The 24,941-nt window shown below is 72.3% G+C and carries 20 protein-coding genes; 10 read left to right on the top strand and 10 right to left on the bottom strand.

From position 1 onward, the window contains the following. Positions 1 to 323 precede the first annotated feature (323 nt). Genes EV284_RS29330 through EV284_RS29315 form a run of 4 tightly spaced genes read left to right on the top strand, consistent with a single transcriptional unit; the run spans position 324 to position 6,469 of the window. Entirely contained in the window at positions 324 to 1,142 is an 819-nt protein-coding gene (locus tag EV284_RS29330) for a glycosyltransferase family 2 protein (RefSeq protein WP_130339471.1), read from the top strand. Further along, on the top strand, positions 1,139 to 2,125 hold the full coding sequence (locus EV284_RS29325) for a glycosyltransferase family 2 protein (RefSeq protein ID WP_130339469.1): 987 nt from the start codon (positions 1,139 to 1,141) through the stop codon (positions 2,123 to 2,125). Before EV284_RS29330 ends, EV284_RS29325 begins: the two co-directional genes overlap by 4 nt. Then, entirely contained in the window at positions 2,122 to 2,922 is an 801-nt protein-coding gene (locus tag EV284_RS29320; protein ID WP_130339467.1) for a polysaccharide deacetylase family protein, read from the top strand. The genes EV284_RS29325 and EV284_RS29320 overlap by 4 nt, the downstream gene beginning before the upstream one ends. After that, a complete protein-coding gene (locus EV284_RS29315; RefSeq protein WP_130339465.1) occupies positions 2,915 to 6,469 on the top strand; it encodes a lipopolysaccharide biosynthesis protein in 3,555 nt (1,184 codons plus the stop codon). The genes EV284_RS29320 and EV284_RS29315 overlap by 8 nt, the downstream gene beginning before the upstream one ends. A gap of 15 nt (positions 6,470 to 6,484) precedes the next feature. Here EV284_RS29315 and EV284_RS29310 read toward each other — a convergent pair whose 3' ends face one another. Next, positions 6,485 to 7,900: a xylan 1,4-beta-xylosidase gene (locus EV284_RS29310; RefSeq protein WP_130339463.1), complete on the bottom strand. Its 1,416-nt coding sequence runs from the start codon at positions 7,898 to 7,900 to the stop codon at positions 6,485 to 6,487. A 110-nt stretch (positions 7,901 to 8,010) separates the two neighbouring features. Here EV284_RS29310 and EV284_RS29305 point away from each other — a divergent pair, with 110 nt between their 5' ends. Beyond that, positions 8,011 to 9,129: a DUF5925 domain-containing protein gene (locus EV284_RS29305; RefSeq protein ID WP_130339461.1), complete on the top strand. Its 1,119-nt coding sequence runs from the start codon at positions 8,011 to 8,013 to the stop codon at positions 9,127 to 9,129. A gap of 89 nt (positions 9,130 to 9,218) precedes the next feature. After that, on the top strand, positions 9,219 to 9,989 hold the full coding sequence (locus EV284_RS29300; protein WP_130339459.1) for a DUF72 domain-containing protein: 771 nt from the start codon (positions 9,219 to 9,221) through the stop codon (positions 9,987 to 9,989). A 7-nt stretch (positions 9,990 to 9,996) separates the two neighbouring features. Here EV284_RS29300 and EV284_RS29295 read toward each other — a convergent pair whose 3' ends face one another. After that, positions 9,997 to 10,362: a GntR family transcriptional regulator gene (locus EV284_RS29295; RefSeq protein ID WP_130339457.1), complete on the bottom strand. Its 366-nt coding sequence runs from the start codon at positions 10,360 to 10,362 to the stop codon at positions 9,997 to 9,999. Between the two features lie 84 nt (positions 10,363 to 10,446). On the opposite strand from EV284_RS29295, the gene EV284_RS29290 reads away from it, so the two are divergent. Both EV284_RS29290 and EV284_RS29285 read left to right on the top strand, forming a co-directional pair. Then, complete coding sequence (locus EV284_RS29290; protein WP_165425679.1) at positions 10,447 to 11,376, top strand: GNAT family N-acetyltransferase; 930 nt, start codon at positions 10,447 to 10,449, stop codon at positions 11,374 to 11,376. Continuing rightward, a complete protein-coding gene (locus tag EV284_RS29285) occupies positions 11,357 to 11,854 on the top strand; it encodes a DUF402 domain-containing protein (RefSeq protein ID WP_130339455.1) in 498 nt (165 codons plus the stop codon). The genes EV284_RS29290 and EV284_RS29285 overlap by 20 nt, the downstream gene beginning before the upstream one ends. Before the next feature lie 3 nt (positions 11,855 to 11,857). Here EV284_RS29285 and EV284_RS29280 read toward each other — a convergent pair whose 3' ends face one another. Both EV284_RS29280 and EV284_RS29275 read right to left on the bottom strand, forming a co-directional pair. Further along, positions 11,858 to 12,472 carry a class I SAM-dependent methyltransferase gene (locus EV284_RS29280; protein WP_130339453.1) on the bottom strand — a complete coding sequence of 205 codons (615 nt, stop codon included), beginning with the start codon at positions 12,470 to 12,472 and terminating at the stop codon, positions 11,858 to 11,860. Between the two features lie 29 nt (positions 12,473 to 12,501). After that, on the bottom strand, positions 12,502 to 12,972 hold the full coding sequence (locus EV284_RS29275) for a GNAT family N-acetyltransferase (protein WP_130339451.1): 471 nt from the start codon (positions 12,970 to 12,972) through the stop codon (positions 12,502 to 12,504). Positions 12,973 to 13,179: 207 nt separating this feature from the next. Here EV284_RS29275 and EV284_RS29270 point away from each other — a divergent pair, with 207 nt between their 5' ends. Further along, entirely contained in the window at positions 13,180 to 14,175 is a 996-nt protein-coding gene (locus EV284_RS29270) for a lytic polysaccharide monooxygenase (RefSeq protein WP_130340037.1), read from the top strand. Between the two features lie 61 nt (positions 14,176 to 14,236). On the opposite strand, the gene EV284_RS29265 is transcribed toward EV284_RS29270, so the two are convergent. The 5 genes from EV284_RS29265 to EV284_RS29245 form a co-directional block, all read right to left on the bottom strand. Continuing rightward, entirely contained in the window at positions 14,237 to 15,091 is an 855-nt protein-coding gene (locus EV284_RS29265) for an alpha/beta fold hydrolase (protein WP_130339449.1), read from the bottom strand. A gap of 226 nt (positions 15,092 to 15,317) precedes the next feature. After that, positions 15,318 to 16,298, bottom strand: coding sequence for a hypothetical protein (locus tag EV284_RS29260; protein ID WP_130339447.1), 981 nt, complete (start codon positions 16,296 to 16,298; stop codon positions 15,318 to 15,320). After that, entirely contained in the window at positions 16,295 to 19,741 is a 3,447-nt protein-coding gene (locus EV284_RS29255) for a DNA polymerase III subunit alpha (protein WP_130340035.1), read from the bottom strand. The genes EV284_RS29260 and EV284_RS29255 overlap by 4 nt, the downstream gene beginning before the upstream one ends. Positions 19,742 to 20,229: 488 nt before the next feature. Next, positions 20,230 to 21,321: a S1 family peptidase gene (locus EV284_RS29250; RefSeq protein WP_130339445.1), complete on the bottom strand. Its 1,092-nt coding sequence runs from the start codon at positions 21,319 to 21,321 to the stop codon at positions 20,230 to 20,232. Positions 21,322 to 21,749: 428 nt separating this feature from the next. Beyond that, a complete protein-coding gene (locus EV284_RS29245) occupies positions 21,750 to 22,643 on the bottom strand; it encodes a S1 family peptidase (protein WP_130339443.1) in 894 nt (297 codons plus the stop codon). 498 nt (positions 22,644 to 23,141) lie between these two features. Between EV284_RS29245 and EV284_RS29240 the strand changes: the two genes are divergently transcribed. Continuing rightward, a complete protein-coding gene (locus EV284_RS29240) occupies positions 23,142 to 23,579 on the top strand; it encodes a cell division protein SepF (protein WP_030812436.1) in 438 nt (145 codons plus the stop codon). Positions 23,580 to 23,615: 36 nt separating this feature from the next. Here the strand turns inward: EV284_RS29240 and EV284_RS29235 are convergent, their stop codons facing one another. Beyond that, positions 23,616 to 24,806 carry an acyl-CoA dehydrogenase family protein gene (locus EV284_RS29235; protein ID WP_130339441.1) on the bottom strand — a complete coding sequence of 397 codons (1,191 nt, stop codon included), beginning with the start codon at positions 24,804 to 24,806 and terminating at the stop codon, positions 23,616 to 23,618. Positions 24,807 to 24,941: the final 135 nt, after the last annotated feature.

Below are 24,941 nucleotides of genomic sequence, written 5' to 3'. Positions count from 1 at the left end.
TTCTATCGTCAATACCGTCGTACATCTCACCCGATCGGTCCGTCGCCCACGGTTCAGGGGAGGGCTCGGAGCCGTGACGCACCGGGGTGAGGCGCGGTAGGGGGGTGCCGTGCTCGGTGACCGCATCAGGTGACCGGGCCGTGCCGCGCGACCGGAGGTCCCTGCACGCTCGGGGGCCCGGTCAGCTTTGCCAGCTCGTCCTTTCCGGCCCGGAGCGCTTTTCGCCGTGCCGCGGTCAGGGACGAGAACCCCCCTTTCGAACCGGACACACAGCCGGGCCGCCCGAGGGGCGGGCGGTCCACCGGACGAGAGGGACCACAGTCATGAGTTCTGTTCTGCGCACGCCGGGTCCGGACCGCGAACCGCTGCTCGCGGCCCACTACCGGCCCATCTCCTCGCACCTGGCCATCACTCCGCCGGTGAGCGTGGTGATTCCCGCCATGAACGAGGCGGAGAACCTGCCGTACGTGTTCAAGACCCTGCCGGACTGGATTCACGAAGTGGTCCTGGTCGACGGCGACTCCACCGACGACACCGTGGACGTGGCCCGTTCGCTGTGGCCGGACGTGAAGGTGGTCGCCCAGCGCGGCAAGGGCAAGGGGGACGCCCTGATCAGCGGGTTCGAGGCGGCCTCCGGCGACATCATCGTCATGGTCGACGCGGACGGCTCGGCCGACGGCAACGAGATCGTCTCGTACGTCTCCGCGCTGGTCTCCGGCGCCGACTTCGCCAAGGGGTCGCGGTTCGCCAACGGCGGCGGCACCGATGACATGACCCTGATCCGCAAGCTGGGCAACTGGGCGCTGTGCACGGTCGTCAACCGCAAGTTCGGCGCCCGCTACACCGACCTCTGCTACGGCTACAACGCGTTCTGGCGGCACTGCCTGGAGAAGATCGACCTGGACTGCACCGGCTTCGAGGTCGAGACGCTGATGAACATCAGAGTGGTCAAGGCCGGGCTGAAGGTGCAGGAGATCCCCAGCCACGAGTACCTCCGTATCCACGGCACCAGCAATCTGCGGGCCGTGCGGGACGGGCTGCGGGTGCTCCGAGTGATCCTCCAGGAGCGCTCCAACCGCCGCGCGCTGCGCCGGGGACGCCGCTCGCCGCTGGCGGACTCCCGGCGGGGAGCGTCGTCTTGAGGGCTCCGGCCGTTTCCGTCGTGATCTGCGTGTACACCGAGGACCGCTGGGAGGACATCCTCGCGGCGGTCGCCTCGGTACGCGCCCAGTCCCACCCGGCGCTGGAGACCCTGCTGGTGGTGGACCACAACACCGCGCTGCTGGACCGGCTGGCCGCCGAGTACAAGGAGGCGGACGGCCCGGTCCGGGTGCTCGCCAACGCCGGTCCGCGCGGCCTGTCCGCGGGCCGCAACACCGGGGTCGCCGCGTCGACGGGCGAGGTGATCGCGTTCCTCGACGACGACGCGGTGGCCGAACGGGACTGGCTGCGCCACTTCGCCGAGGGGTACGCCGACCCGCGCGTGCTGGCGGTCGGCGGCCGGACCGAGCCGGTGTGGGCGTCGGGGCGGCGGCCGCCCTGGTTCCCGGAGGAGTTCGACTGGGTGGTGGGCTGCACCTACCGGGGTCTGCCGCCCGGCCGGGTCCGGGTGCGCAACGTGCTGGGCGGCAACGCCTCCTTCCGGCGCTCCGCGTTCGAGCTGGCCGGCGGTTTCGCCACCGGGATCGGCCGGGACGGCGACCGGCGCCCGCTGGGCTGCGAGGAGACCGAGCTGTGCATCCGGATCAGCCGCGCCCGCCCCGACGCCGTGCTCCTCGTCGACGACCGCGCGGTGATCCACCACCGGGTGCCCGAGGTCCGCGAGCGCTTCGCCTACTTCCGCACCCGGACGTACGCCGAGGGCCTGTCCAAGGCGCTGGTGGCCCGGAGCGTGGGCGCGGCGAAGGGGCTGGAGTCGGAACGCCGGTACGCCACACGGGTGCTGCCCGCCGGGATCGCGCGCGGTCTGCGGGACGCGGTGCTCGCCCGGCCGGGCGGCGCGGGACGGGCCGGTGCGATCGTGGCGGGCGTGCTCGGCGCGGCCGGCGGCTACGTGGTGGGCAGCGTACGGGCCCGGCGCGGCGGCCCCCGGTTCGCGGTGCCGCCGGTGGAGGTGGGCGGATGACCGGGACGGCCGTACCGATCCTGATGTACCACGCGGTGGCGGCCGCGCCCAACGACGCGACCCGCGCCCTGTCGGTCGCGCCGGAGGCGTTCGCGGAGCAGATGGCGCTCATCGGCGACCTGGGGCTGACCCCGATCACCACCGCCGCGCTCGCGGCGCACTGGCGCTACCGGCGCCCGCTGCCCGCCCGGCCGGTGCTGATCACCTTCGACGACGGCTACGAGGGCGTCCACCGGCACGCCCTGCCGGTGCTCGCCAAGCACGGCTTCCCGGCCACCCTGTTCGCCTCCACCGGCTGGCTCAGGGGCCCCTACGACACCGGGGGCGGCCTGGACGCCATGCTCGACTGGGACCAGGTGCGCGCACTGGCCGGCGGTGGTGTGGAGATCGGCGGCCACACCCACAGCCATCCGCAGCTCGACCAGTTGGACGACGCCGCACTCGCCGCCGAGCTGGAGCACAGCACCGGCATCCTCACCGACGAACTGGGCGCCCGCCCGCTGTCGTTCGCCTACCCCTACGGTTACTCCAGCCGCCGTGTCCGCCAGGCGGTGCGGGCGGCGGGGTACACCCAGGCGCTGGCGGTCGGCAACGCGCTGGCCCGGCGCCGGCAGGGCCCGTACGCGCTTCGCCGGGTCACCGTGCGGCGCGGCACGGGGGTGGCCGAGTTCGAGCGGCTGCTCGAAGGACGTTCCATCGCACGGGACTTCGCCGGGGACCGTGCGCTCACCAAGGGTTACGCACTCGTGCGAAGAGCACGCCAGGTCTGCCGGAAGGCCATCCGCTCCCGTGTCTGACACGACCACCGCCCAAGAGGCCGCCCCGGCCGTCGCCGCGCCGGGGCGCCGCCCGCGACTGCCCGTACTGGGCCGCGCGTTCGGCGGCAATCCGCTGTTCCGCAACGCCTACGCGCTGATGCTGAACACCGGCATCTCCGCCGTCCTCGGTCTCGGCTTCTGGCTGGCGGCGGCACGCTACTACTCGGAGTCGGCGGTCGGGCAGGGCTCGGCCGCCATCGCCGCGATGAAGCTCCTCGCGGGGCTGACCGCGGTGACCCTGACCGGCGCCCTGGCCCGCTTCATCCCGGTCGCCGGACGTGCCACCGCGCGGCTCATCTTCCGCACATACGCCGGAAGTTCGCTGGTGGTGGCGGTGGCGGCGGGGGCCTTCCTGCTGACGCTGGACATGTGGGGGCCCTCGTACCGGTTCCTGCACGGGCCGGTGAACGGGCTCGGGTTCCTCGCGGCGGTCGTCGCCTGGAACGTGCTGACCCTGCAGGACGGGGTGCTGACCGGGCTGCGCAGCGCGCCGTGGGTGCCGGCGGGGAACACCGTGTTCTCGGCGGTGAAGCTGGGGCTGCTGGTGGCGTTCGCGGTGGCGATCCCGACCGCCGGAGTGTTCGTCTCCTGGGTAGCGGCCATCGCCACCTCCGTACTCCCGCTGGGCTGGCTGGTGTTCCGGCGGCTGGTGCCCCGGCACACGGCGGCGACCGAGGGGCGGGCGCATCCGCCGACGCTGCGGGAGATCGGCCGGTTCCTGGCCGGCGACTACACGGGTTCGCTGTTCTCGCTCGGGGTGGTCTACCTCGTTCCGGTGATCATCGCCTCGCAGGTCAGTGCCGAGGACAACGCGTACTTCTACATCGCCACCACCATCGGCGGCACCACCAACCTGCTCGCCATCAACATGGGCGCCTCCCTCACCGTGGAGGGCTCGCACGACCCGGCCCGGCTGGCCGCCAACACGCGGGCGGCACTGCGGCGGATGGCCCGGATCATGCTGCCGGTCGCGGGTGTCCTCTTCGTCGGCGCGCCGTGGATTCTCGGCGTGTTCGGCGCGGGGTACGCGGACGCGGCGACCCCGCTGCTGCGCTGGTTCGCGGTCGGCGCGGTGCTGCGGGTGGTGATGGAGACCTACTTCGCGGTGCTCCGGGCACAGAGCCGGACCGCCGGACTGGCCTGGCTCCAGGGGCTGCTGTGCGTGCTGGTGCTGGCCCTGACGCTGCTGCTCCTGCCCCGGATGGGGCTGGCCGGGGCGGGCGTCGCGGAGATCTCCAGCCTGGCGGTGATCGTGGCCGTCGCCGCGCCGCGCCTGTGGCAGGTGATCCGGCCCGGCCCGGTGACCGCGGCCCCGGACGGCGACCTGGCCGATCTGGGACCGCGCGAGGCGACCCGGCGGACGCCCTCCTGGGCGGTGAAGGCGGTGAAGGAGACGGCAGAGGTGGACGCCTCTTCCGACGTGGCCCCGCCCGTGGCTCCACCGGTGGTCCCGCGGGTGGCTCCGCCGGAAGAACGCGCGCCCGCGGAAGGCCCCCCGCCCACTGCCCGGGCACGCCGCGTGCCGAAACCCACCCGCGGCGGCCTCCTCCTCGGCTGTCTCCTCACCGCCGCGCTCCTCCTCTACTGGCTCCCCGCGCTGCGCCTGACCGACGCCGACCTGGACCGGATGGGCGGCCTCGGCCTGGTCTCGGTGCTGCCGCTGCCGACGCTGGCCGGTGCCGCGCTGCTGGTCACGGTGTTCGCCGGGCTGCTCCGGCTGCGCCGGGAACACCGGGCGCTGCTGCTGCTCACCCTGGTGGCGACGGTGTTCTCGCTGCACGCGCTGCCCGCCGTGATCGAGAGCGCGCCCCGGTTCCCCACGGCCTGGCAGCACCTGGGCTTCCTCGACCACATCGACCGCACCGGCGCGACCGTGCCCGACCTCGACGCGCGCTGGAGCTGGCCGGGCTTCTTCGCGATCACCGCCTTCGTCGGCCAGGCGTGCGGGGTGTCGGACTTCACCGAGGTGATCCGCTGGTGGCCGACGGCGATCCAACTCGCTTACCTGGCGCCGATGTTCCTGCTCACCCGGTCGCTCCGGGCGAGCTGGCGGGCCCGGTGGGCCGGGGTGTGGCTGTTCGCGCTGAGCGGCTGGGTGGGGCAGGACTACTTCTCCCCGCAGGGCTTCACCTATCTGCTGTACCTGGCGTTCGTGGCGATCCTGCTGGTGTGGTTCCGGGCCCCGCACATGATCTGGTCCCGGTTGCGGCCCGGCGAGGCCGAGGTGGAGCCGACCGACCGGCGCCAACGGGTGGTGCTGCTCCTGGTGGTGATCGCCCTGTTCGTGGCGTGCGTCCCGGCCCACCAGCTCACCCCGTTCGTGATGCTCGGGGTGCTCGCGGCCCTGGTGCTGCTGCGCCGGTGCGAACTGCGCGGCCTGCCGCTGCTGTTCGCGGTGGTGGTGGCGGTGTGGGTGGGCTTCATGGCGGAGCCGTACTGGTCGGGGCACTTCGACGAGCTGTTCGGCGGCCTCGGCGGGGTCGGCGGCAATGTGTCGACCTCGGTCTCCGGCCGCATCGAGGGCGGGAGTTCGACCCACAAGCTGGTGCTGTACGCGCGGGTGCTGCTGGCCGGCTCGGTGCTGGCGCTGGCCTGCTGGGGCTGGTGGCGGCGGCGCGGGCACGGCTACCGCGAACGCTCCCTGCCGGTCCTCGCGTTCGTACCGTTCCTCGGCTTCGGCATGCAGTCCTACGGCGGCGAGATGGCGCTGCGCGTCTTCATGTTCGCGCTGCCGGGCGCGGCCCTGCTGGGCGCGCTCGCGCTGTTCCCGCGTACCGGTGCCGAGGCGCGGCGGAGGGTGGGCCTGGGCGCGCCGGCCGCGCTGCTCGCGGGGCTGCTGCTGATCGGCGGGTTCCTCGTGGCCCGCTGGGGCAACGAGCCGTTCGAGCGGACCCGGCCCGGCGAGGTCGCGGCGATGAACTGGGTGTACGCCCATGACAAGCCGACCGTACGGCTGCTGTGGCTGACCACCGACACGGTCAACGACGTGACTCCGGCGCTGGCCTGGGGCGCGCGGGACATGGAGCGGGTGACCTATGTGCCGACGCTCGCCCCTACCGACCCGGTGCTGGTGTCCGGGCTGGTCAAGTCGCTGAAGGACGCGGGCCCCCACTCGTATCTGATCGTCAACGAGAGCCAGGTCCGCTATCTGGAGCTGGACGCGGGCTACCCGGCGTCCTGGGAGTCCCGGCTGACCCGGACCCTGGACGGCCGTGCCGAGCTCTCCAGGGTGCTGGTGAACGGGGACGCGACCGTGTACGCGCTGCGCGGTGGCGGATCGGCGGCGGTGCCCGAGCCGGACCCCGGTCCGATCGGGCCGCAGATCACCTGGACACCGTGGTCGGTGGTGGGCGCGCTCGCCGCCGGGGTGCTGATCCTGCTGCTGGCCGGCCGTGAGGTGCTCCGGGTGGCGGGCCGGCCGAGCGTGGGACGGCTGCGGCGCTCGCAGAGCGCGTTCTGGTTCGCGCTGCCGCTGCTGGCGGTGGTGCTGGCCTCGCTGGTGCAGCGGTTCCTCACGCTCAGCTGAGAGGGGTGGAGTGGTTCAGCGGTCGAGCCACTTCACCTCGTAGCCGCGCATCTCGAACCGCTTGCCGTCGACGCGGGCGCTGACCGGGCGATCCAGGGTGTTCACCACCAGGACGGTGTCGCGGCTCGCCAGGACGCGGAGGTTGGGGCGGTCGTCGGCGGCGACGGACACCTCCACGTGCCCGGTGCCGGGCGGGAACGCCTTGGCGAAGCGGGAGACCAGGCCGTACATGGGCAGTTCGCGGCCGCCGCCGCTGTCGCCGGTCGGGGTCCACAGGCAGCCGGGGCAGTCGGCGCCGCTCTTCCTCTCCGGGTTCCAGTAGAAGCCGGATTCGGCGCCGCCCCGGGCCATGGCGATCAGCCCGGCGGCGTGCACGGCGATCCGGCGGTCCTCGGACCAGCCCGCGCGCCGGTCCTCGGAGTCGGCGGGCTCCACGTAGTACTCCGCCCACCACAGCGGGAGGCCGTGCGTGCGCTCGCGCACCCACTTCCCCACGGCCGTGAACTTGGCGGTGGCGGCGAACTCGTCGGGGAGCAGCTCGTCGTCGTTGGTGTAGCTGGAGCCGTCGACCACGACGAAGTCGGCCCCGGACTTGTGGGCGTTCCAGTAGTCGAAGGCGTCCAGCACGCGGCGGTCCATCGCGCCCCAGGGACCGCGCACACGGTCGGAGGCGTCGGAGGCGCGGGGGTCGACGCTGTCCATGGGCAGGTAGGGGCCGCCGACGAGGTTGTCCGGGTCGGCCTTCTTCAGCGCCGCCCGGACCAGGTTGTACAGCTTGGTGTAGCCCTCCTGGTCCCAGCGGCCCTTCGCCTCGTTCCAGAACCCCTTGAACTCGTTCCAGACGACGAAGTGCCGTACGTCGGGGTAGCGGCGGGAGACGGTGGCGGCGAGGTCGGCGAAGTCCTGGTAGTGCTCCGGGTCGGGCGCCCGCTCCAGCGCGTCCTGGCTCCAGTCGGTGGCACCGACACCGGCCTTGCCGCCCTTCATCCAGTCGGGGGCGCAGCACAGCGTGATGACGGGGGTGCCGCCGGAGGCGCGGATGAAGTCGACGCGGCGGTCCAGGGCACCGAAGTCGTAGCGCCCCTTGACCGGTTCGGGATTGTCGGCGCCCCAGCCCATCACGGCCTGGTCCTGCGGGAGTCCGCCGTCGCCCTTGAGCAGCCGGGCCACGCGGTCGCTCCCGCCGCCCTGGTCGGCGCTGTACTGGGTGTGGGTGAACCCCCAGCCCACATCGGGGCGTACGGGTCCGGACGGGGCGGCGGGCGTGCCGTGCGCCCGGTCGCCGTCGCGGGTGGTGCCGTGTATGTCGGCGCCGCGTCCGGGGAGGGTGTCGAGGAGGGTCACCAGCAGGGCCAGCGCGGTCACGCACACGCCGAGCAGGGCGGTGAGCCGCCACCTCCGTGCCCCCGTGTACCACCGATGACTGCCCATCAGCTCCACAGTAACGGCGGAAACCCGGCGTCGGGCGTGAGTTGGGAACACCTGGGGACAAGCGGCGGAATTGCCGTGCGCGCCGTGCGCCGGTGCCCGATCATGACGGCATGTCTGTGAACCCGCGGAACCCGTACGACGCGCTGCCGATCCGGCTGAACGTCGACGACTCCGACTCGCCCTCCGACGTCGTCGACGCGCTGTTCCTCGGCCGCTTCGCCACGGGTGAGCAGCCGTACGCGCACGCGGCCAACATCGACCGGGTCCGTTCCGGGGCCACCCTGCTGCCCGACGGCGCCCGGGTGCTGCGGGTGGCGCGGGACGAGGACCGCAGCGCGACCCTCGCGGAGGGCGACGGCTGGACCCTGCTGGTCTCCCGCTGGAACCGGGGCGCGGACGTCACGGTGACCGCGACCACGGCCGAGCTGGCCAAGGAGGTCCTGGCCCGGGCCACCGACGGCGCGGCCGACGAGCCCGCCCCGCAGCCGGACAACGTGACGATGGGCTTCTGGTACGTCTCGCCCCGGCGCGGCCCGCACCGCACCACCCGGCAGATCTCGGCGGGCACCTGGGAGGAGGTCCGGTCCAACTACACCGGGCCGGTGGCCCGTGCGATGGACCGGCTGATGAAGACGACACCGGAGGACATCGCGGGCCGGCTCCTGCTGCTGCACGGCCCGCCGGGCACCGGCAAGACCTCCGCGCTGCGCACGCTGGCCCGGTCCTGGCGGGAGTGGTGCCAGGTGGACTGTGTACTGGACCCGGAGCGGCTCTTCTCCGACGTGGGCTATCTGATGGACATCGCCATCGGCGAGGAGGACGCCACCGGCAAGGGCCGCTGGCGGCTGCTCCTGCTGGAGGACTGCGACGAGCTGATCCGGGGCGAGGCGCGGCACACCGCGGGCCAGGCGCTGTCCCGGCTGCTGAACCTGACCGACGGGCTGCTGGGCCAGGGCCGCAATGTCCTGGTGGGGGTCACGACCAACGAGGACCTGGAGCGGCTGCACCCGGCCGTGGTCCGGCCCGGCCGCTGTCTGGCCCGCATCGAGGTGGGGCCGCTGACCCGCCCGGAGGCGGTGAGCTGGCTCGGCGACCAGGCCCCGGAACTGGAGAACGAGCTGGGCCGGGACGGCTCGACGCTGGCCGAGCTGTACGCGCTGCGCCGGGGCACGGCGCCGACCTCGGTGCCGGGGGCGCGGGACGGGGCGGACGCGGGTCTCTACCTGTAGCCGCGCGGGCCCGCATCCCCGGGTGGGCCGTTCCGGTGGGCGTGGTCCGTCCGCCCGCCCGGCCCGCGCGCGGATGTTTTGATGGACCCATGACCCTGTTCGTCGGTACGTCGGGGTGGCAGTACAAGAGCTGGCGGGGCGTGCTGTACCCGGCGGGCGTGCCGGTGCGCCGGTGGCTGGAGGAGTACGCGGAGCACTTCGCCACGGTGGAGCTGAACAACGCGTTCTACCGGCTGCCGTCCCGCGAGAACTTCGAGGCGTGGCGGGACCGGCTGCCCGAGGGCTTCGTGGTGGCGGTGAAGGCGAGCCGCTATCTGACCCACATCAAGCGGCTGCGGGACCCCGAGGAGCCGGTGCACCGGCTGATGAGCCACGCCGAGGGGCTGGGCCCGGACCTGGGCCCGGTGCTGCTCCAGCTCCCGCCGACCCTGCGCGCGGACCCAGCGCTGCTGGACGCCTGCTTGGCCTGTTTCCCGGCGACGACCCGGGTGGCGGTCGAGCCGCGGCACGACTCCTGGTGGACCCCGCGGACCCGCGAGGTGCTCGAGGCGAGGAAGGCGGCCCTGTGCTGGGCGGACCAGCTGGGCCGCCCGGCCGGCCCGCTGTGGCGCACCGCCGACTGGGGCTACGTCCGCTTCCACCGCGGCCGCGCCAAGCCCTGGCCCCGCTACGGCACCCAGGCCCTCCAGTCCTGGGTGGACCGCGTCGCCACCACCTGGCCGGACGGCGAGGACGTCTACGCCTACTTCAACAACGACCCGAGAGGCGCGGCGGTGAAGGACGCGGCCGAATTCGGCAGCCTGGCCCGCCGGGCGGGGCTGGAGGTCACGCGGACCCCGGAGCCGTGGGCGCGGCGGTGAGCGCCGCTCAGTCGGTGCCGTAGGCGGCGCGCAGTGCGTCGCGGACGGTGGCCAGGGCGGTGTCGTGGTCCAGGCCGAGGCGGCGGGCGCGTTCCGCGTACGCCTGGGCGGCGGTGCTGGCCTCGCGGGTGGCGGCGGGGGCGGCGATGTAGGTGCCGTTGCGGCCGCGGGTCTCGATCACGCCGTCCGCCTCCAGCGCGCGGTACGCCTTGGCGACGGTGTTCACGGCGAGGCCGAGGGACTCCGCGAGGCCGCGTACGGTGGGCAGCCGGTACCCCACCGGGAGCGCGCCCGCCCGCGCCTGCTCGGAGATCTGCGCCCGGACCTGCTCGTACGAAGGCGCGCTGTCATCAAGGTGGATCTTCAGGCTCACAGGGCCGATTCTCCCGCACCCGGCGCGGACGAGGGGCGAAAAATGAGAGGCACTCCGCCGGTCCCGCCCGTACGGTGCCTGCTCATGACCGTACGCGTGCGCGATCTGCGTCCCGACGTGCCGGCCGACACCGAGGGCTTCGCCCGGGTCCGACGGCTGGCACTGCCCTACATCCTGTTCACCCCGGAGTCGGTGCGGCACGTCCTGCTGCGGAGCCACCCGGACGCGCGGTTCCGCTCGCTGGTCGCGGAGGAGGGCGGCGAGGTGATCGGCACGGCGCATGTGTCGCTCGCGCACGAGAGCACGGAGCCGGGGCAGGCGTACGTCAACGTCCAGGTCCGCCCCGACCGCACCGGCCGGGGCGCGGGGCATCTGCTGGTGGCCACCGCCGAGGAGTACCTCGCCTCGCTGGGCGCCACCCGGCTGTACTCCTGGGTGCAGGACGAGCCCGCCAGTGTGCGCTTCGCCGAACGGCACGGCTACCGGGCCGGCCGCCCCGCCCGTTTCCTCCGTCTCGACCTGGCGCAGCGCACCCTCCCGCCGCTCCCGCAGACCCCGGCCGGGGTGGAGCTGCGTACGGCCGCCGACTTCGCGGCCGACCCCCGCCCGCTGTTCGAGCTGGACGCCGAGACCGTGGCGGACGAGCCCGGCGAGGTCACGATCGCCTACTCCGACTACGAGGCGTGGCTGGCGGAGACCTGGGAGCACCCGCTGCTGGACCTCGACCTGACCGTGGTGGCGGTGGCCGACGGCCGTCCGGTCGCCTTCAGCGTGGCCTACTCCGACGGCGCGAGCCGCTACTTCACCGCGATGACCGGCACCTCCCGCGCCTACCGGGGCCGGGGCCTGGCCAAGCTCGCCAAGCTGCACTCGCTGCACCGGGCGCGCGCGGCCGGCCACACCGAGGCGTTCACCGGGAACGACGCGGGCAACGGTCCGATGATCGCCATCAACAAGTGGCTCGGCTACGAGTTCTGCGCCACGGAGGTGCGGTATGTCCGCAAGCTCGGCTGAAATGCGCGAGGAGTTGGAGGTCGTCCTCGTCAAGGCGGGGCGTACGAAGATCCGTTACCCAGCCACCCTGCTCGCGGACGACGGCACCCGTGTGTCGGTGCGCGCTCCCTGGGCGGGTGAGGGTGTGCGGGACTTCGGGTTCGTGCGCTTCGAGCCGGGCGACGTGTTCACCGAGCACTACTGGCGGGACCGCTGGTACGCGGTGAAGGAGGTGCGCGCCCAGGACGGCACCCTGAAGGGCTGGTACTGCGACATCACCCGGCCCGCCGTCCGGTCCGGCGCCGAACTCGTGGTGGAGGACCTCGACCTGGACCTCTGGGTCTCCGGCGACGGCCGGGACGTGTTCCGGCTGGACGAGGACGAGTTCGCCGCGAGCGGGCTGGCCGGGCGGGACCCGGGAGCGGCGGCCGCCGCCGCCTCGGCGCTGGACGAGCTGGAGGTACTGGCTCGCGCGGAGGGTCTCACGGGCCTCGTCTGAGCCTCAGATCTCGGCCAGCACCGCGTACCGCTCGTCGGCGACGGTCTTGCCCCACAGCAGCGGGTCGCCGGACAGCGGCTCCACCCGTATCCGCCCGGCGAGCGGTGCCAGCAGAGCGGTCACCTCGTCGACGGGCATGCCGACCGGGGAGAGGCTCCCCCACACGCCCTCGACCAGCACGAACCGGCCGCCGGGGCGCAGCAGGGTGCGCCAGTGGCGCAGCACCTCGGCGGGGCGGGGCAGCGTCCACAGCACATGCCGGACGAGGATCACGTCGTACCCCCGCTCCACCACCGGGGGTACGGCCGCGTCCCCGCACAGGACCCGCGCGTCCTGGCCGGCGAGCTTGGCGCGGGCCCGCTCGACCATCGCCGGGGAGGCGTCGACGCCGGTCACCCGGTGCCCCTGTTCGGCGGCGAGCAGCGCGAGGCTTCCGGTGCCGCAGCCGAGGTCGAGCACGTCCGAGGGCTGCTCGGGCAGCCACCCCCTGAGCTTTGCGGCCCACGCGGCCCGTGTCCCGGGCGCGCGCAGGCCGTGATCCGGTTCGTCGTCGAAGACGGCGGCCTGGGCGTCCCAGTCCACGTCCGCCCCGGCGGTCCTCTCGCTCGCGTCGCTCATACGGCAAGCGTGCCATCCCCCACTGACAGTCAGGCTCCCCGGCGGTCCAGGGACTTGCGGTAGTGGAGCCGGTCGTAGGGGCCGTCGACCCGGCGTTCCACCAACTCGTAGCCGTACCGGGGGTAGATCTTCTGGTTCTCCCACATCAGGGCGTTGGTGTAGAGCCGGATCTCGGGGAGCCCCAGCGCGCGGGCGTGGGCCTCCACGAAGCGCAGCAGCCTGCCGCCGACGCCCCGGCCGTGGGCGTCGGGGTGGACGGCGATGCTGTCGAGGAAGAGGTGGTCGGGGCGAGCACGGACGACCACGAGTCCGGTGACGGGCTCTCCTGTGACGAAGACACACCCCTCTTCGAGGTCGGCCATATGGTCCGCCTCCATGGGCTGGGGCACCACACCGATGCGCGCGATATAGGGCCGGTAGGCCGCGTCGGTGACCCCGCGCACGGCGGGCTCGTCGTCGGCCGTGGCGGCGCGGACCGGGGCTTCGGGGTGATCGTTCATGCCGGGCACGGTAGCGACCTGAGCCCAGTCTGAGCACGGCCTTAAGCGGACCATAAAGATCGGCTCCCGGGGCTCGGAGCAGGCGATTCCGCCACCGTACGGGGCTAGTTTCTGACCGTCCCCCCACGGGACCAGCCCCCTTCCGGCACACCCTTCCGAGGAGTTCCGATGCCCTTCGCCACGCCCTCGACCCCGCGCGGGCGGCGCATGCCCCGGCTGCGGGCGGCCACCACCGCGGCCGCGCTCGGCCTGGCGCCGCTGACCCTGACCGTGCTGGCCGCCGCGCCCGCGTCCGCGCACGGTTCGATGGGCGACCCGGTCAGCCGGGTCGCGCAGTGCTTCGCGGAGGGCCCGGAGTCCCCCGGGTCGGCGGCCTGCCGGGCGGCCGTGGCGGCGGGCGGCACCCAGGCGCTGTACGACTGGAACGGCATCCGGATCGGCGACGCGGGAGGCCGCCACCAAGAGCTGATCCCCGACGGCAAGCTGTGCAGCGCGGGGAACGACGAGTTCAAGGGCCTCGACCTGGCCCGCGCCGACTGGCCGGCGACCGGTGTGCACAGCGGCTCGTACACCTTCAAGTACCGGGTGACCGCGCCGCACAAGGGCACCTTCGAGGTGTACGCGACCAAGCCCGGCTACGACCCGGCGAGGCCTCTGGCCTGGTCCGACCTGGACCTGGCCGACCCGGTGGCGAAGTCCACGGACCCGGTCGCCCGGGACGGCTTCTACACCTTCTCCGGCACGCTCCCCGCCCGCACCGGCCGCCATCTGCTGTACGCGGTGTGGCAGCGCTCGGACAGCCCGGAGGCGTTCTACTCCTGCTCGGACGTCGACTTCGGCGGCGCGACGGCGGCCGGGGCGGCCACCCCGGCCGGCACGGCCAAGGTGGCCAAGGTGGCCAAGTCCGCGAGGACCACCCCCGCGCCCACCGTCTCCGCCCCGTCGGAGCGCCAGATCGCGGCCGGCGCCGACCGCTCCACGGTGGAGCACCACGGCCACGGCGACGACGACCCGAGCACCTCGGCGGAACCGGTGACACCCGACACCCCTCAGCCGGAAGGGACTTCGGTCCCCCTGGCCGAGACGGGCACCCCCGCCGGCACCTCGTACGCGGCCATCGGCGGCGCCGCCGCCCTGGCCCTCGGTTCAGCCGCGCTGTTCCTCTCGGTGCGCCAGCGCGCGACGGGCCGGAACCCGCGCTGAGCACCCCCGTGAACGCGGGGCCCTGCCGGGCGGCTCAGGCCGGGCAGGGCCCCGCGTCACCTCAGCTGAAGGCGGACGCGCAGGTGGTGGCCGTGGCGTGGAACGGGTCGAGGGCGTTGGCCACCTCGTGGTAGGCGATGCGGTCGAAGATGCCGATCGCGACGTGTTCGGAGAGGTCGAGCGGGCAGAGGTCCTGGAGGAGGACGTTGCGGACGTCGGAGCCGGAGAGGTACTGGGTGCGCCAGGGGGTGACGACCTCGTCGTACTTGGTGGCGATGACGGTGTAGTGCACGCCGGGGACGGTGTCGCCGCCCGCGTTGAGCTTGGTCATGAAGGCCGAGCCGGTGATCTGGTCGGCCAGCGCGGGCGTGGTGGACTTGATGAGATCCTCGGCGCCGGGGAAGTACGGCAGCAGGTTGGTGAGGCCGCTCAGGTCGGTGCCGTGGTTGCTGGGGGCGACCCCGACGAGCGCGTTCACCTTGGCGGACCCGCCGAGGAACTTCAGGTAGTACCGGGGCATCATGCCGCCCTGGGAATGGCCGACGAGGTCGGCCTTGGTGGCGCCGGTGGCGGTGAGCACCTTGTCGACGAAGGCGGAGAGCTGCTCGGCCGACTTGTCGATCGGGCCGAGGCCGTAGAAGACGGGGACGCCGGGGAGCTGTCCGTAGTCGAGGGAGAAGACGCAGTAGCCGCGCTCCTTGAGGTACGGAGCGAGTGACACCCAGTTGGTGACGGAGTTGCCGAGGGTGCCGTGGACGAGGACGACGGGCCGCGGGTGGGCGGCCGAGGGCTTGCAGGAGTAGTCGTTCCAGCCACTGCTGGGAGCGGCGTGGGCGGTGGCGGCGGGAACGGTGGCGAGCGCGGCGGCCAGGACCAGCGCGGCGAGCGGTCTGAGCGCTCGCTTCCAGGGCAGCATCGTGTGATCTCCTTGCGGCTCAAGGGAGAAGGTGCACGGCCTAACCCTGTGATCCGGATCACGGGATGCTGTTCACTCGTCAAGTTACGGACGAGTAGTGCAACTGTGAAGTTACGCGTCGGTAAAAAGTTCCATCCGCCCTCAGAAGCCCCCGCACACTGAGGAACCGTCACGAGGCGGCACAGGGCCGCCGAATCCCACGGGAAACTTCCGCAACACGGGTAACTCAGGCAGCGAGCGTCCCGGGCATCACCGCGCGGGGTCCGAACTTGGCCCGCGCCAGGTCGGCGACCTCCTCGATCCGGCGGACCTTCTCGTCCACGGGGTCGAAGGTGAGCTGGTGCGCGGCCTCCCCGGCCGGCGTCAGCCCCTCGGCGCGCAGGGCGAGCGCCCGCACCCGCGCCCGCTGCAGCCCGAGCGCCTCGTACATGCCGTACGCCGCCTTCGTGAGGTCGGCCGAGTGCGCGGTCGGCTCGGCGAGGGTGCGCCCGCGGACCGTGGTGGAGCGGTCGGCGTAGCGCACGGTGAGCGTCAGGGAGCGGCAGACGTGCTCCATCCCCCGCAGCCGGGACCCCAGCTCCTCGGCGTCGGCCAGCAGCGCCCGCCGGTGCCGGCCGGGGTCCAGCTCGTCCCTCTCGAAGGACCGCTCGGCGGCCACCGACCGGGAGACGGCGTTCGGCACTACCCGCCCCCGGTCCACCCCGTTGGCCCGCTCCCGCAGTTCACGGGCGGTCCTGGCCCCGACGAGCCGCTGGAGCGTGGCGGGCGGCGCGACGGCGACCCGCCCGAGGGTGTCAAGACCGTACTCGCACAGGGTCCGGGCGGTGGCCGTCCCCACACCGGGCAGCGCGACCACGGGCAGCCCGGCGAGGAACTCCGCCCCGGCGCCGGGCTCGTCGGGAACGGCGCACACCACTCCTGGCCCCGCCTGGCGCAGCGCCATCCGGGCCAGCATCGGCCCGGGCCCGGCGCCCACCACGCAGTCGACCCCGTACCGGGCGAGGGCCCGCACCCGGATCAGCGCGGCCAGCTCCACCGGCCCGCGCCCGAAGTACCGCTCGGCCCCGCGCAGATCGGCCAGGGCCCCGTCGGGCGGCAGCCCCTCCACGACGGGCGTGAACTCCTCCAGCAGCCCGAGCAGTTCGGACAGCTCCAGCTCACCGTCACCCTCGCCGGCCCGGCGAAAACGCACACAGAGAACGGTCATCCCGCACTCCCCGGACTCTGGTGCCACAACTTCCGCATGGCGGAAGGCGCTTGCTCGGACACCTCCTGGCCGGCCGGGCGCAGGTCGGCCCAGGGGTGCATCTGGAAGCCGGTGGACATCCGAATCCGGCGCCCCACCCCGTCCTCCGCGGCCTTCGCCTCCGGCGCGGGCTCGGCCAGCCGGGCCGCCACCTTCTCCAGCCCGCCCTCGGCCCGCAGCCCGGCGAGTTCCGCGAGGTTCCAGGCGGCCGACCCGACCACGCTCAGACTGCGCGGCCCGCGCCGCTGCACCACTCCGCGCACCAGCAGCAGCCAGGAGTGGAAGACGGTGTGCGCGCAGGCATCGTGCGAGTCGTCGAAGAAGGCGAGGTCGACCAGCCCGGTGCCGTCGTCCAGCGTGCTGAAGATGACCCGCCGGCCGGACCGGATCGGCGGCGTCTGGGTGGCCGCCTTGGCCCCGGCGACCAGTACGGTCTCCCCGTGCCGGGCCTCGCGCAGCCGCCGCGCCGACACCACGCCCAGCTCCTCCAGGAAGCCCCGGTGGTCGTCCATCAGGTGGTGGGAGACGTCCATGGACAGCACGCCCAGCTCGGCACTGAGCCGCTCGGCGTCCGACAGATCGGGCAGACCGGCGGAAGCGGTCCGCCGGCCACCGCCCAGCGGAAGCTGCTCCCCACGGCCGCCACGGGACCCCCGGTGCAGCTCGGCCAGGTGCAACTGAAGATCACGCCGATTGGCCCCGAACGCGTCCAGCGCCCCGACCTGCGCCAGCCGCTGGGCGAGCGGCCTTCCCGGCCGCGCCCGCTCCCAGAAGTCCAGCAGGGACGCGTAGGGCTGCCCCTCGGCGATCCGCGCGGCCTCCGCCTCACTGATCCCGTGCACATCGGCGAGGGCGAGCCGCACCCCCCACACCCCCGAACCAGACACCAGTTCGATTCGATGAGCGACCCCGGACACGTTCACGTCCAGCGGCAGGATCGGCACCCCGAGCCGCCGGGCGTCGGCCAGGAGCAGCCGCTTGGGATACATGCCGGGATCATGTGTGAGCAGGCCGGCGTAAAAAGCGGCGGGGTGATGCGCCTTGAGCCAGGCCGACTGATAGGTGGGCACGGCAAAGGCGACGGCATGCGCCTTGCAGAACCCGTAGGACCCGAAAGCCTCGACGATCTCCCAGGTCCGCCGGATGGTCTCGGCGTCGTACCCCTTCTCCTCGGCCCGCTGGGCGAACCACACCCGCACCCGCCCCTGGGCCTCGGAATCGGAGAGCAACCGCCGCACGGCATCAGCCTCTCCCCGCCCGCACCCGGTCATGACGGCGAGAATGTCGATGACCTGCTCGTGGAACACCACCACCCCATAGGTGTCCCGCAACGCCGGCTCGAGGTCCGGATGCGGAAACCGCACGGGCGCCCGCCCGTGCCGAGCCTCGATAAAGGGCCGCACCATATCGGCGGCGACGGGACCGGGCCGGAACAAGGAGATGTCCACCACCAGATCCCCGAAACAGTCGGGCTGGAGCCGCCCCACCAGATCCCGCTGGCCGGGCGACTCGATCTGAAAGCACCCGAGCGTCTCGGTGGACCGGATGAGCCGGTACGTATCGGCATCCCCGGCGGGCAGGGCATCCAGATCGACCCGCTCCCCCGCAGCCCGCTCCACCTCGGCGACGGCGTGTGCCATGGCCGACTGCATCCGCACCCCGAGCACATCCAGCTTGAGCAGCCCGAGATCCTCCACGTCCTCCTTGTCGAACTGCGACATGGGCAGCCCCTCCCCACTGGTGGGAACCACCGGAGTACGCCGTAGCAGCGAGGAGTCGGAGAGCAGAACCCCACAAGGGTGCATGGCGACCCCGCGCGGCAGGGCATCCAGCGCCTCCACCAGTTCCCACAGCACCCCGTACCGCTCCTGCTCCCCGGCAAGCCCCTTCAGCTCGGGCAACTCGGCAAGCGCGACCCGGGCGTCCCGGGCCCGGACATGCGGAAAGGCCTTGGCGACCCGGTCGATCTCGGCGGGGTCCATCGAAAGGGCGGCCCCCACATCCCGAATGGCGTGCCGGACCCGATAGGTCTCCGGCATGGCGACGGTGGCGACGCGCTCCCCGCCGAAGCGCCCGAGGATCGCCCGATAGACCTCGATCCGCCGAGCGGACTCCACATCCACATCGATATCAGGAAGCGCGACCCGCTCCCGCGACAGGAACCGCTCCATGAGCAGCCCGTGCGCCACCGGATCGGCATGCGCGATGCCCAGCAGGTGGTTCACCAGAGACCCGGCCCCGGACCCCCGAGCAGCGACCCGAATCCCCATCTCCCTTACATCATCGACCACCTGGGCGACGGTCAGAAAATAAGACGCAAACCCATGATGCCCAATGATCTCCAGCTCTTCGTGCATCCGCTCCCAGTACTCCCGCCGCCCGGAATACCCGAGCCGCACCATCCCGGCGACGGCCCGAGAGGCAAGCGCGCGCTGAGCCCCCCGCCGCCCGGCCCCCACGAGCCGCCCCTCGGGAAACCGCACACTCCCGATCCCGAGATCGTCCTCGGGATCAACGACACACTCCCCGGCGACAGCGAGGGTCTCGGCAATCAACCGCCCCGCGGTCTCCCGCCGATACCCGGCGGCCTCCACCACCCGCTCGGCAACCCGGAGCATCTCGGCCGGCCCCTTCAACCAGGCCTCCCCCGAGTCGAGCCCCTTCCGCGGATCGATGGGCACCAGCCGCCGGGCGGCATCCAGCACATCGGCGACCCGCCCCTGCCCCGGATCGGCGTACCGCACCGCATTGCTGAGCACAGGCCGCACCCCTTGCTCCACGGCGAACCCGAGACTCCGGGCAGCGAGCCGCAGGGACCCGCCCCCCGTCCCCTCCACCCCGTGCCACACCACCTCGACCCGCAGAGCGTCCCCGAAAACCTCCCGCCAGGCCCCCAGCAACCGGGCGGCCCGATCAGGCCGCCCGGCCCCGAGAGCCCGCCCCACATCGGAGCCGGGCCCCAGCAGAACGACGACCCCCTCCCCCCGGAGCGCCTCCCAGGGCACCAGCGGCGTACCCCCACCACCGGCATGAGCAGCGGTGACCATCCGGCAGAGCTCGGCCCAGCCCGAAGCCCCGTCGCGCGCCAGAAAGGTCACCCGGGGAGCCGACTCGTCCACAAAGGCACCCCCACGCACCGGAGCCCGGAGCCGTCCCCCGCCACCCCCGCCGGAAGGAACGGCAACCCCGAGATCAACCCCGAAAACGGGGCGTACCCCGCTCCCCGCACAAGCCTTGGCGAACCGAACGGCCCCGGCGAGCGAGTCCCGATCCGTGAGGGCCAGCACATCCATCCCCCGCTCGGAGGCCCGCAGGGCAAGCCGTTCCGGATGGGAGGCCCCGTACCGCAGGGAGAACCCGGAGACGACCCGCAAATGCGCGAACGCCACTCCAGCACCTCCCATCACTCAGCTATCGAACACCCGTTCCCTTCCACCATACCCCCACTATCGAACACCCGTACGACAAGCACACCCACCCCTCCCACCTGCGCAAACACACACCGCCACCCACACAAGCCCCCCACCCAAGACCACCCACCCAGCCACAAAGGCACCGCACCCACCAGAGGCGCCCCACCCACAACCGCACCCACACCCACCAGGGCGCCCCACCCACAACCGCACCCCACCCACAAGGGCGCCCCACCCACAAGGGGCGGCCCCACCCACAACCGCACCCCGTACGGGCGGGATGACCGGCGACGGCGGCGAGGGGACGTGCCGGGGGGTGTCCGCCCGCAGCGTCCGGCGAAAAGCCAAGCCGAACAAATCGAGGAAACAGAAGTCGCCGGACCGAGGACGGACACCCCCCGGCGCGGCCCCGCCCACAACGCAAAGGCCCCCGCCCTCCCGAAGGAGAGACGGGGACCCAAAGACCGGAGCCAGGAACCTCAGCCGATCTGCGTCCCGGTAGCGGCCAGCGCCTCGGTCACAGGCTGGAAGAACGTCTCCCCGCCGGAGGAGCAGTCCCCACTCCCCCCCGACGTGAGCCCCACCGCACTGCTCCCGGAGAACAGCGACCCACCACTGTCCCCGGGCTCGGCGCACACATCGGTCTGGATCAGCCCGCTCACGGTCCCCTCGGAGTAGTTCACCGTCGCGTTCAGCCCGGTCACGGTCCCGCCGTGAACCTGAGTCGTGGACCCACTGCGAGTGACCTTCATCCCCACAGTGGCCTCGGCAGCCCCCGAGATCGCTTGAGCAGACCCGTTGTAGAGATTGACCTCGCTCGGGTGATCGACCCCGTCGGTGTACTTCACGAGCCCGTAGTCGTTACCGGGGAAGCTGGAGTCCGCGTTGGACCCGATGGCGTTCCCGGACGCGTCGGTCCAGCTGGAGATCGCGGCGGTGCAGTGTCCCGCGGTGAGGAAGTACGGCGCCCCGCCCTTGGTCACGTTGAACCCGAGCGAACACCGCCCACCCGACCCGTTGATGGCGTCGCCGCCGGACACGAAGGGCTTGAACTCCCCCTTCGAACGCTTGAGTTGGGCGGCGCCCCCGAGCCCGGAGACAACCTTCCCCAGCTTGGCGTACTGAGCCGGGGACACGGTCTTGTCGGCGGTGACGACGACCTTGTTGGAGACGGGGTCGCTGGCCCACGAGGTCCCCGGGATCGTCGCGTCCTCGGTGAGCGTGGACCGGGCCCCGTCGAGCACGGCGAGCGAGCGGGAGACGATTCTGGCCTTGGCGCCGGCCGCCTGGACGGTATCGGCGGCGGAGGCGTCGAGCACGTTGACGACGAGGTTCTTGGCCTGCGCGTCGTAGTAGCTGCCCGCGCTGTCGGAGCCGAGGTCGGCGAGCAGCGTGGAGGCGAGCTTTCCGGCCGCGGGGGCGGACAGAACACGCGCCCCGGCCGCGGAGTCGGCGGCCCCGGCGGGTTCACTGGCGTTCGCAGTCTGGAAGGTGACACCCGCTCCGACCAGTGCGAGAACTCCCGCTCCGGCGATCGCGGCCCGGCGTGCGGGTATGCGTCGATGCTTCAACTCACGTCCTCCTGTGGGGGGTCGGTCCGACAAGGTTGTGGGGACCTGACGGACCGGAAGGCTGGTTGACGAGCGCCCACTCTTCCGAAGGTCACAGCGGGCACACAAGACCGACTTCAGGCCGGACCACCGACCAACCGCCCCAGCTTGACCGAGGACAGTCACCCCAGGAAATTCGCAGCGCAAACACGAAACGTCAAAACCCAACCACCGCAGAGCAACAGGATCGGGTGTCCAGAAAACGCCCCTCCCGAAGCACCCGAAACCCGAAGCCCCACACCCCCCACACAGACCCCCCACATGCGCCCCGCCCGCCCCCGCACCCTCACCCCGCGAAAAAGCGGGCCCCCGCACGCGAGTGACCGCGTACAGGGGCCCGCCGAACCGACCCGTCAGTGAGGACGGCCCGTCAGGGAACCTCGGGCGACCTACGGAAGCGTCACCCCGTAGTAGCTCAACGCCTCGGTGACGGGCTGGAAGAACGTCGTCCCGCCGGAGGAGCAGTTGCCGCTGCCCCCGGACGTGAGCCCGTAGGCGACGCTCCCGCCGTAGAGCGGGCCACCGCTGTCACCGCCCTCGGCGCACACCGTGGTCTGGATGAGCCCGGAAACCACGTCCCCACCGCCGTAGTTGACGGTGGCGTTCAGCGCGGTGACCCGCCCGCTGTGCGTGCCGGTGGTGGAGCCGCGCCGCGTCACGGTGGTCCCGACAGCCGGGGTGGCCGCGCTGCTGATCGTCTGGCTGCCGACCGCGCTCGGGTGCGCGATGGAGGAGTTGGTGTACCGCACCAGCGCGAAGTCGTTGCCGGGGAAGCTGTATCCGACGTTGGTGCCGAGCACCGTGGTCTTCGCGGAGTTGCTGTACCAGGTGGAGGCGACCTCACCGCAGTGCCCGGCGGTCAGGAAGTAGTACGTGCTGCCGCTGCGGACGTTGAAGCCGAGCGAGCACCGGTAGGAGCCGCCGTAGATGGCGTCACCGCCGGTGATCAGCTTGTTGAACTTGCCGGCCGTCCGCTTGATGGTGAGCCGGTCCGCGCCCGCCTGCCGCTTGATCTTGGCGATCTCGGCCTGGGACACCGTGCTGTCGACGGTGACGAGGACGCGGTTGGTCTTGCTGTCGACGGCCCAGGCGGTGCCGGGGACGTCGGCCTGGCGGACGGAGTCGCTCGCCTTGGTGAGCTGCCCGGCGCTGAACGTGTGGACGTCGCTGGCGTTCGCGGTGGGGGCGGCGAACGCGGCTACGGCGAGAAGGCCGCTGACGGCCGCCGTGAGCTGGGTGCGTCTGGCGATACGGCCTCGGGGAGTGGTGCGCTTGATCCTCACGTGTCGTTCCCTCCTGGGGAATTCGGGGGCCCGCGTGGGGTCGGGGCCCGTGAGGCGCAGTCAGCGGCAGACCCATCGGACGTGCATGCCCCTGACAAGCGCTGAGGGGGAGTATTCGGCCGAACGACCGGTCGGCACAAGGGTGCCTTTCGGCCGTAGACGGCTCAACGATCAGACGTCCCGCACACCTTGACGTCGCCTCACGTCACACAAGCCGACCCTCACCCCGCACGTCCCACCCCGGACGTCCCCGAGGCCCCTTCCGTCACCCGGACACACCACACATCACCCATCCGCCGCGACAAATCATATTTCACTCCCAGTCAGCAGCCGTATGAGTCGCAGGCCTTGGGGCACAAGGGCTCTCGACGGATCGATCGTGCACCAGTACCGTCACAAACCCCCCGCGCGGCGTCTATCCACTTGGCGCACCGTCCGCATCATGGATGACCATAGGGAAGCGAAGAACAGACAAGACCGCTGTGAGAGGAGGCGTCCATGGGATCGGTACGCAAGGCGAGTGCGTGGCTCGGCCTCGTCGACGACAACGATGACGAGCGTTACTACGACGACGACTACTCCGAGGGCACGGAGCCCGCTGACGCCTGGGTCACCGACCCGCGGGTGAAGGTGGCCGCGGACACGGCCGAGGACAAGGGCCGCCGCATCGGCACGGTCACCCCGGACAGCTTCCGGGACGCCCGTGCCATCGGCGAACTGTTCCGGGACGGGGTCCCGGTGATCATGAACCTCACGGCGATGGAGGGCGCCGACGCCAAGCGGGTGGTGGACTTCGCGGCCGGGCTCACCTTCGGTCTGCGGGGCACGATCGAGCGGGTGGCGACGCGGGTGTTCCTGCTGACGCCCGCCCACACCGAGATCATCAGCGGCGAACCGGCGGGCCGCCGGGAGGACGGCTTCTTCAACCAGAGCTGAGGCGGGGCCGTTCTCCGGCCCCGCCCCCCAGGGGGCTCACCGGAAGGCGTCGAGCCCGGTGAGCGCCTTGCCCAGCACGAGCTGGTGCATCTCCACGGTGCCCTCGTAGGTGAGCACCGACTCCAGGTTCGTCGCGTGCCGCATCACGGGATATTCGAGGGAGATCCCGTTGGCGCCGAGGATCGTCCGCGCCGTCCGGCAGATCTCGATGGCCTCGCGGACGTTGTTCAGCTTGCCGAGACTGATCTGCTCGGGCCGCAGCCGCCCGGCGTCCATCCGCCGCCCCAGATGATGGGCGAGCAGGATTCCCTTGTGCAGCTCGACCGCCATGTCGGCGAGTTTGGCCTGGGTGAGCTGGAAGCCCCCGATGGGCCGCCCGAACTGCTCGCGCGTCCTCGCGTAGTCGAGAGCCGCCTCGAAGCTGCTGCGGGCGGCGCCCATCGAGCCCCACACGATGCCGTACCGGGCGTGCGACAGGCAGCCGAGCGGTCCGCGCAGCCCGGTGACGCCGGGCAGCACCGCGTCGGCGGGCAGCCGCACGTCGTCCAGCACGAGTTCACTGGTGACCGAGGCCCGCAGCGACCACTTGTGGGTGATCTCCGGCGCCGAGAAGCCGGGCCGGTCGGTGGGGACGACGAAGCCCCGGATGCCGTCCTCGGTGCGCGCCCAGACCACCGCGACCCCGGCGACCGAGCCGTTGGTGATCCACATCTTGCGCCCGCTGAGCACCCAGTCCTCGCCGTCGCGCTTGGCGAACGTGCGCATGCCGGCCGGGTCGGAGCCGTGGTCGGGCTCGGTCAGCCCGAAGCAGCCGATGACCTCGCCGGAGGCCATGCGGGGCAGCCACTCGTTCTTCTGCTCCTCGCTGCCGTACCGGTGGATCGCGTACATGGCGAGCGAGCCCTGGACCGAGACCAGGGAGCGGATGCCGGAGTCGGCGGCCTCCAGCTCCAGGCAGGCCAGGCCGTACTGCACGGCCGACGCGCCCGCGCAGCCGTACCCGGTCAGGGACATGCCCAGGGCGCCGATCGAGCCGAGTTCGCGGGCCAGCTCCCGGATCCCGGGCAGTTCGCCCTTCTCGTACCAGTCGGCCACGTACGGCAGCACGCGGTCGGCCGCCCAGGAGCGGACGGTGTCGCGGACGGCGAGGTCCTCGGGGTCGAGGAGGTCGTCGAGGCCGAGCGGGTCGGCGGGGTCGAACGCGGGCGGCTTCGGGGACGCGGACATGGGGAACACCCTCCGGCACTCAGCGGCTGGGGACCTGCGGCGCTCGAACTGTGCTGCGTTCGAAAACTAGCACCGCTAGTTACGTATGCCCGGCCGACGTTACGGCCCGAGCGCGCCGCGCGTCCAGAGCGACCG

The sequence above is a fragment of the Streptomyces sp. BK022 genome (genome assembly GCF_004217355.1).
Taxonomy (GTDB): Bacteria; Actinomycetota; Actinomycetes; order Streptomycetales; family Streptomycetaceae; genus Streptomyces; species Streptomyces griseoluteus.
Note: the sequence above shows the minus strand (reverse complement) of the source record. Positions and strands in the feature narration are given on the sequence as shown.

Bases quoted from the DNA above. Each gene is read 5' to 3' on its own strand.
- EV284_RS29320 (WP_130339467.1), top strand. From the start codon at position 2,122: ATGACCGGGACGGCCGTACCGATCCTGATGTACCACGCGGTGGCGGCC.
- EV284_RS29305 (WP_130339461.1), top strand. From the start codon at position 8,011: ATGTCTGTGAACCCGCGGAACCCGTACGACGCGCTGCCGATCCGGCTG.
- EV284_RS29255 (WP_130340035.1), bottom strand. From the start codon at position 19,741: ATGGGAGGTGCTGGAGTGGCGTTCGCGCATTTGCGGGTCGTCTCCGGG.
- EV284_RS29285 (WP_130339455.1), top strand. From the start codon at position 11,357: ATGTCCGCAAGCTCGGCTGAAATGCGCGAGGAGTTGGAGGTCGTCCTC.
- EV284_RS29310 (WP_130339463.1), bottom strand. From the start codon at position 7,900: ATGGGCAGTCATCGGTGGTACACGGGGGCACGGAGGTGGCGGCTCACC.
- EV284_RS29270 (WP_130340037.1), top strand. From the start codon at position 13,180: ATGCCCCGGCTGCGGGCGGCCACCACCGCGGCCGCGCTCGGCCTGGCG.
- EV284_RS29330 (WP_130339471.1), top strand. From the start codon at position 324: ATGAGTTCTGTTCTGCGCACGCCGGGTCCGGACCGCGAACCGCTGCTC.
- EV284_RS29275 (WP_130339451.1), bottom strand. From the start codon at position 12,972: ATGAACGATCACCCCGAAGCCCCGGTCCGCGCCGCCACGGCCGACGAC.
- EV284_RS29260 (WP_130339447.1), bottom strand. From the start codon at position 16,298: ATGACCGTTCTCTGTGTGCGTTTTCGCCGGGCCGGCGAGGGTGACGGT.
- EV284_RS29235 (WP_130339441.1), bottom strand. From the start codon at position 24,806: ATGTCCGCGTCCCCGAAGCCGCCCGCGTTCGACCCCGCCGACCCGCTC.
- EV284_RS29280 (WP_130339453.1), bottom strand. From the start codon at position 12,472: ATGAGCGACGCGAGCGAGAGGACCGCCGGGGCGGACGTGGACTGGGAC.
- EV284_RS29240 (WP_030812436.1), top strand. From the start codon at position 23,142: ATGGGATCGGTACGCAAGGCGAGTGCGTGGCTCGGCCTCGTCGACGAC.
- EV284_RS29290 (WP_165425679.1), top strand. From the start codon at position 10,447: ATGACCGTACGCGTGCGCGATCTGCGTCCCGACGTGCCGGCCGACACC.
- EV284_RS29265 (WP_130339449.1), bottom strand. From the start codon at position 15,091: ATGCTGCCCTGGAAGCGAGCGCTCAGACCGCTCGCCGCGCTGGTCCTG.
- EV284_RS29300 (WP_130339459.1), top strand. From the start codon at position 9,219: ATGACCCTGTTCGTCGGTACGTCGGGGTGGCAGTACAAGAGCTGGCGG.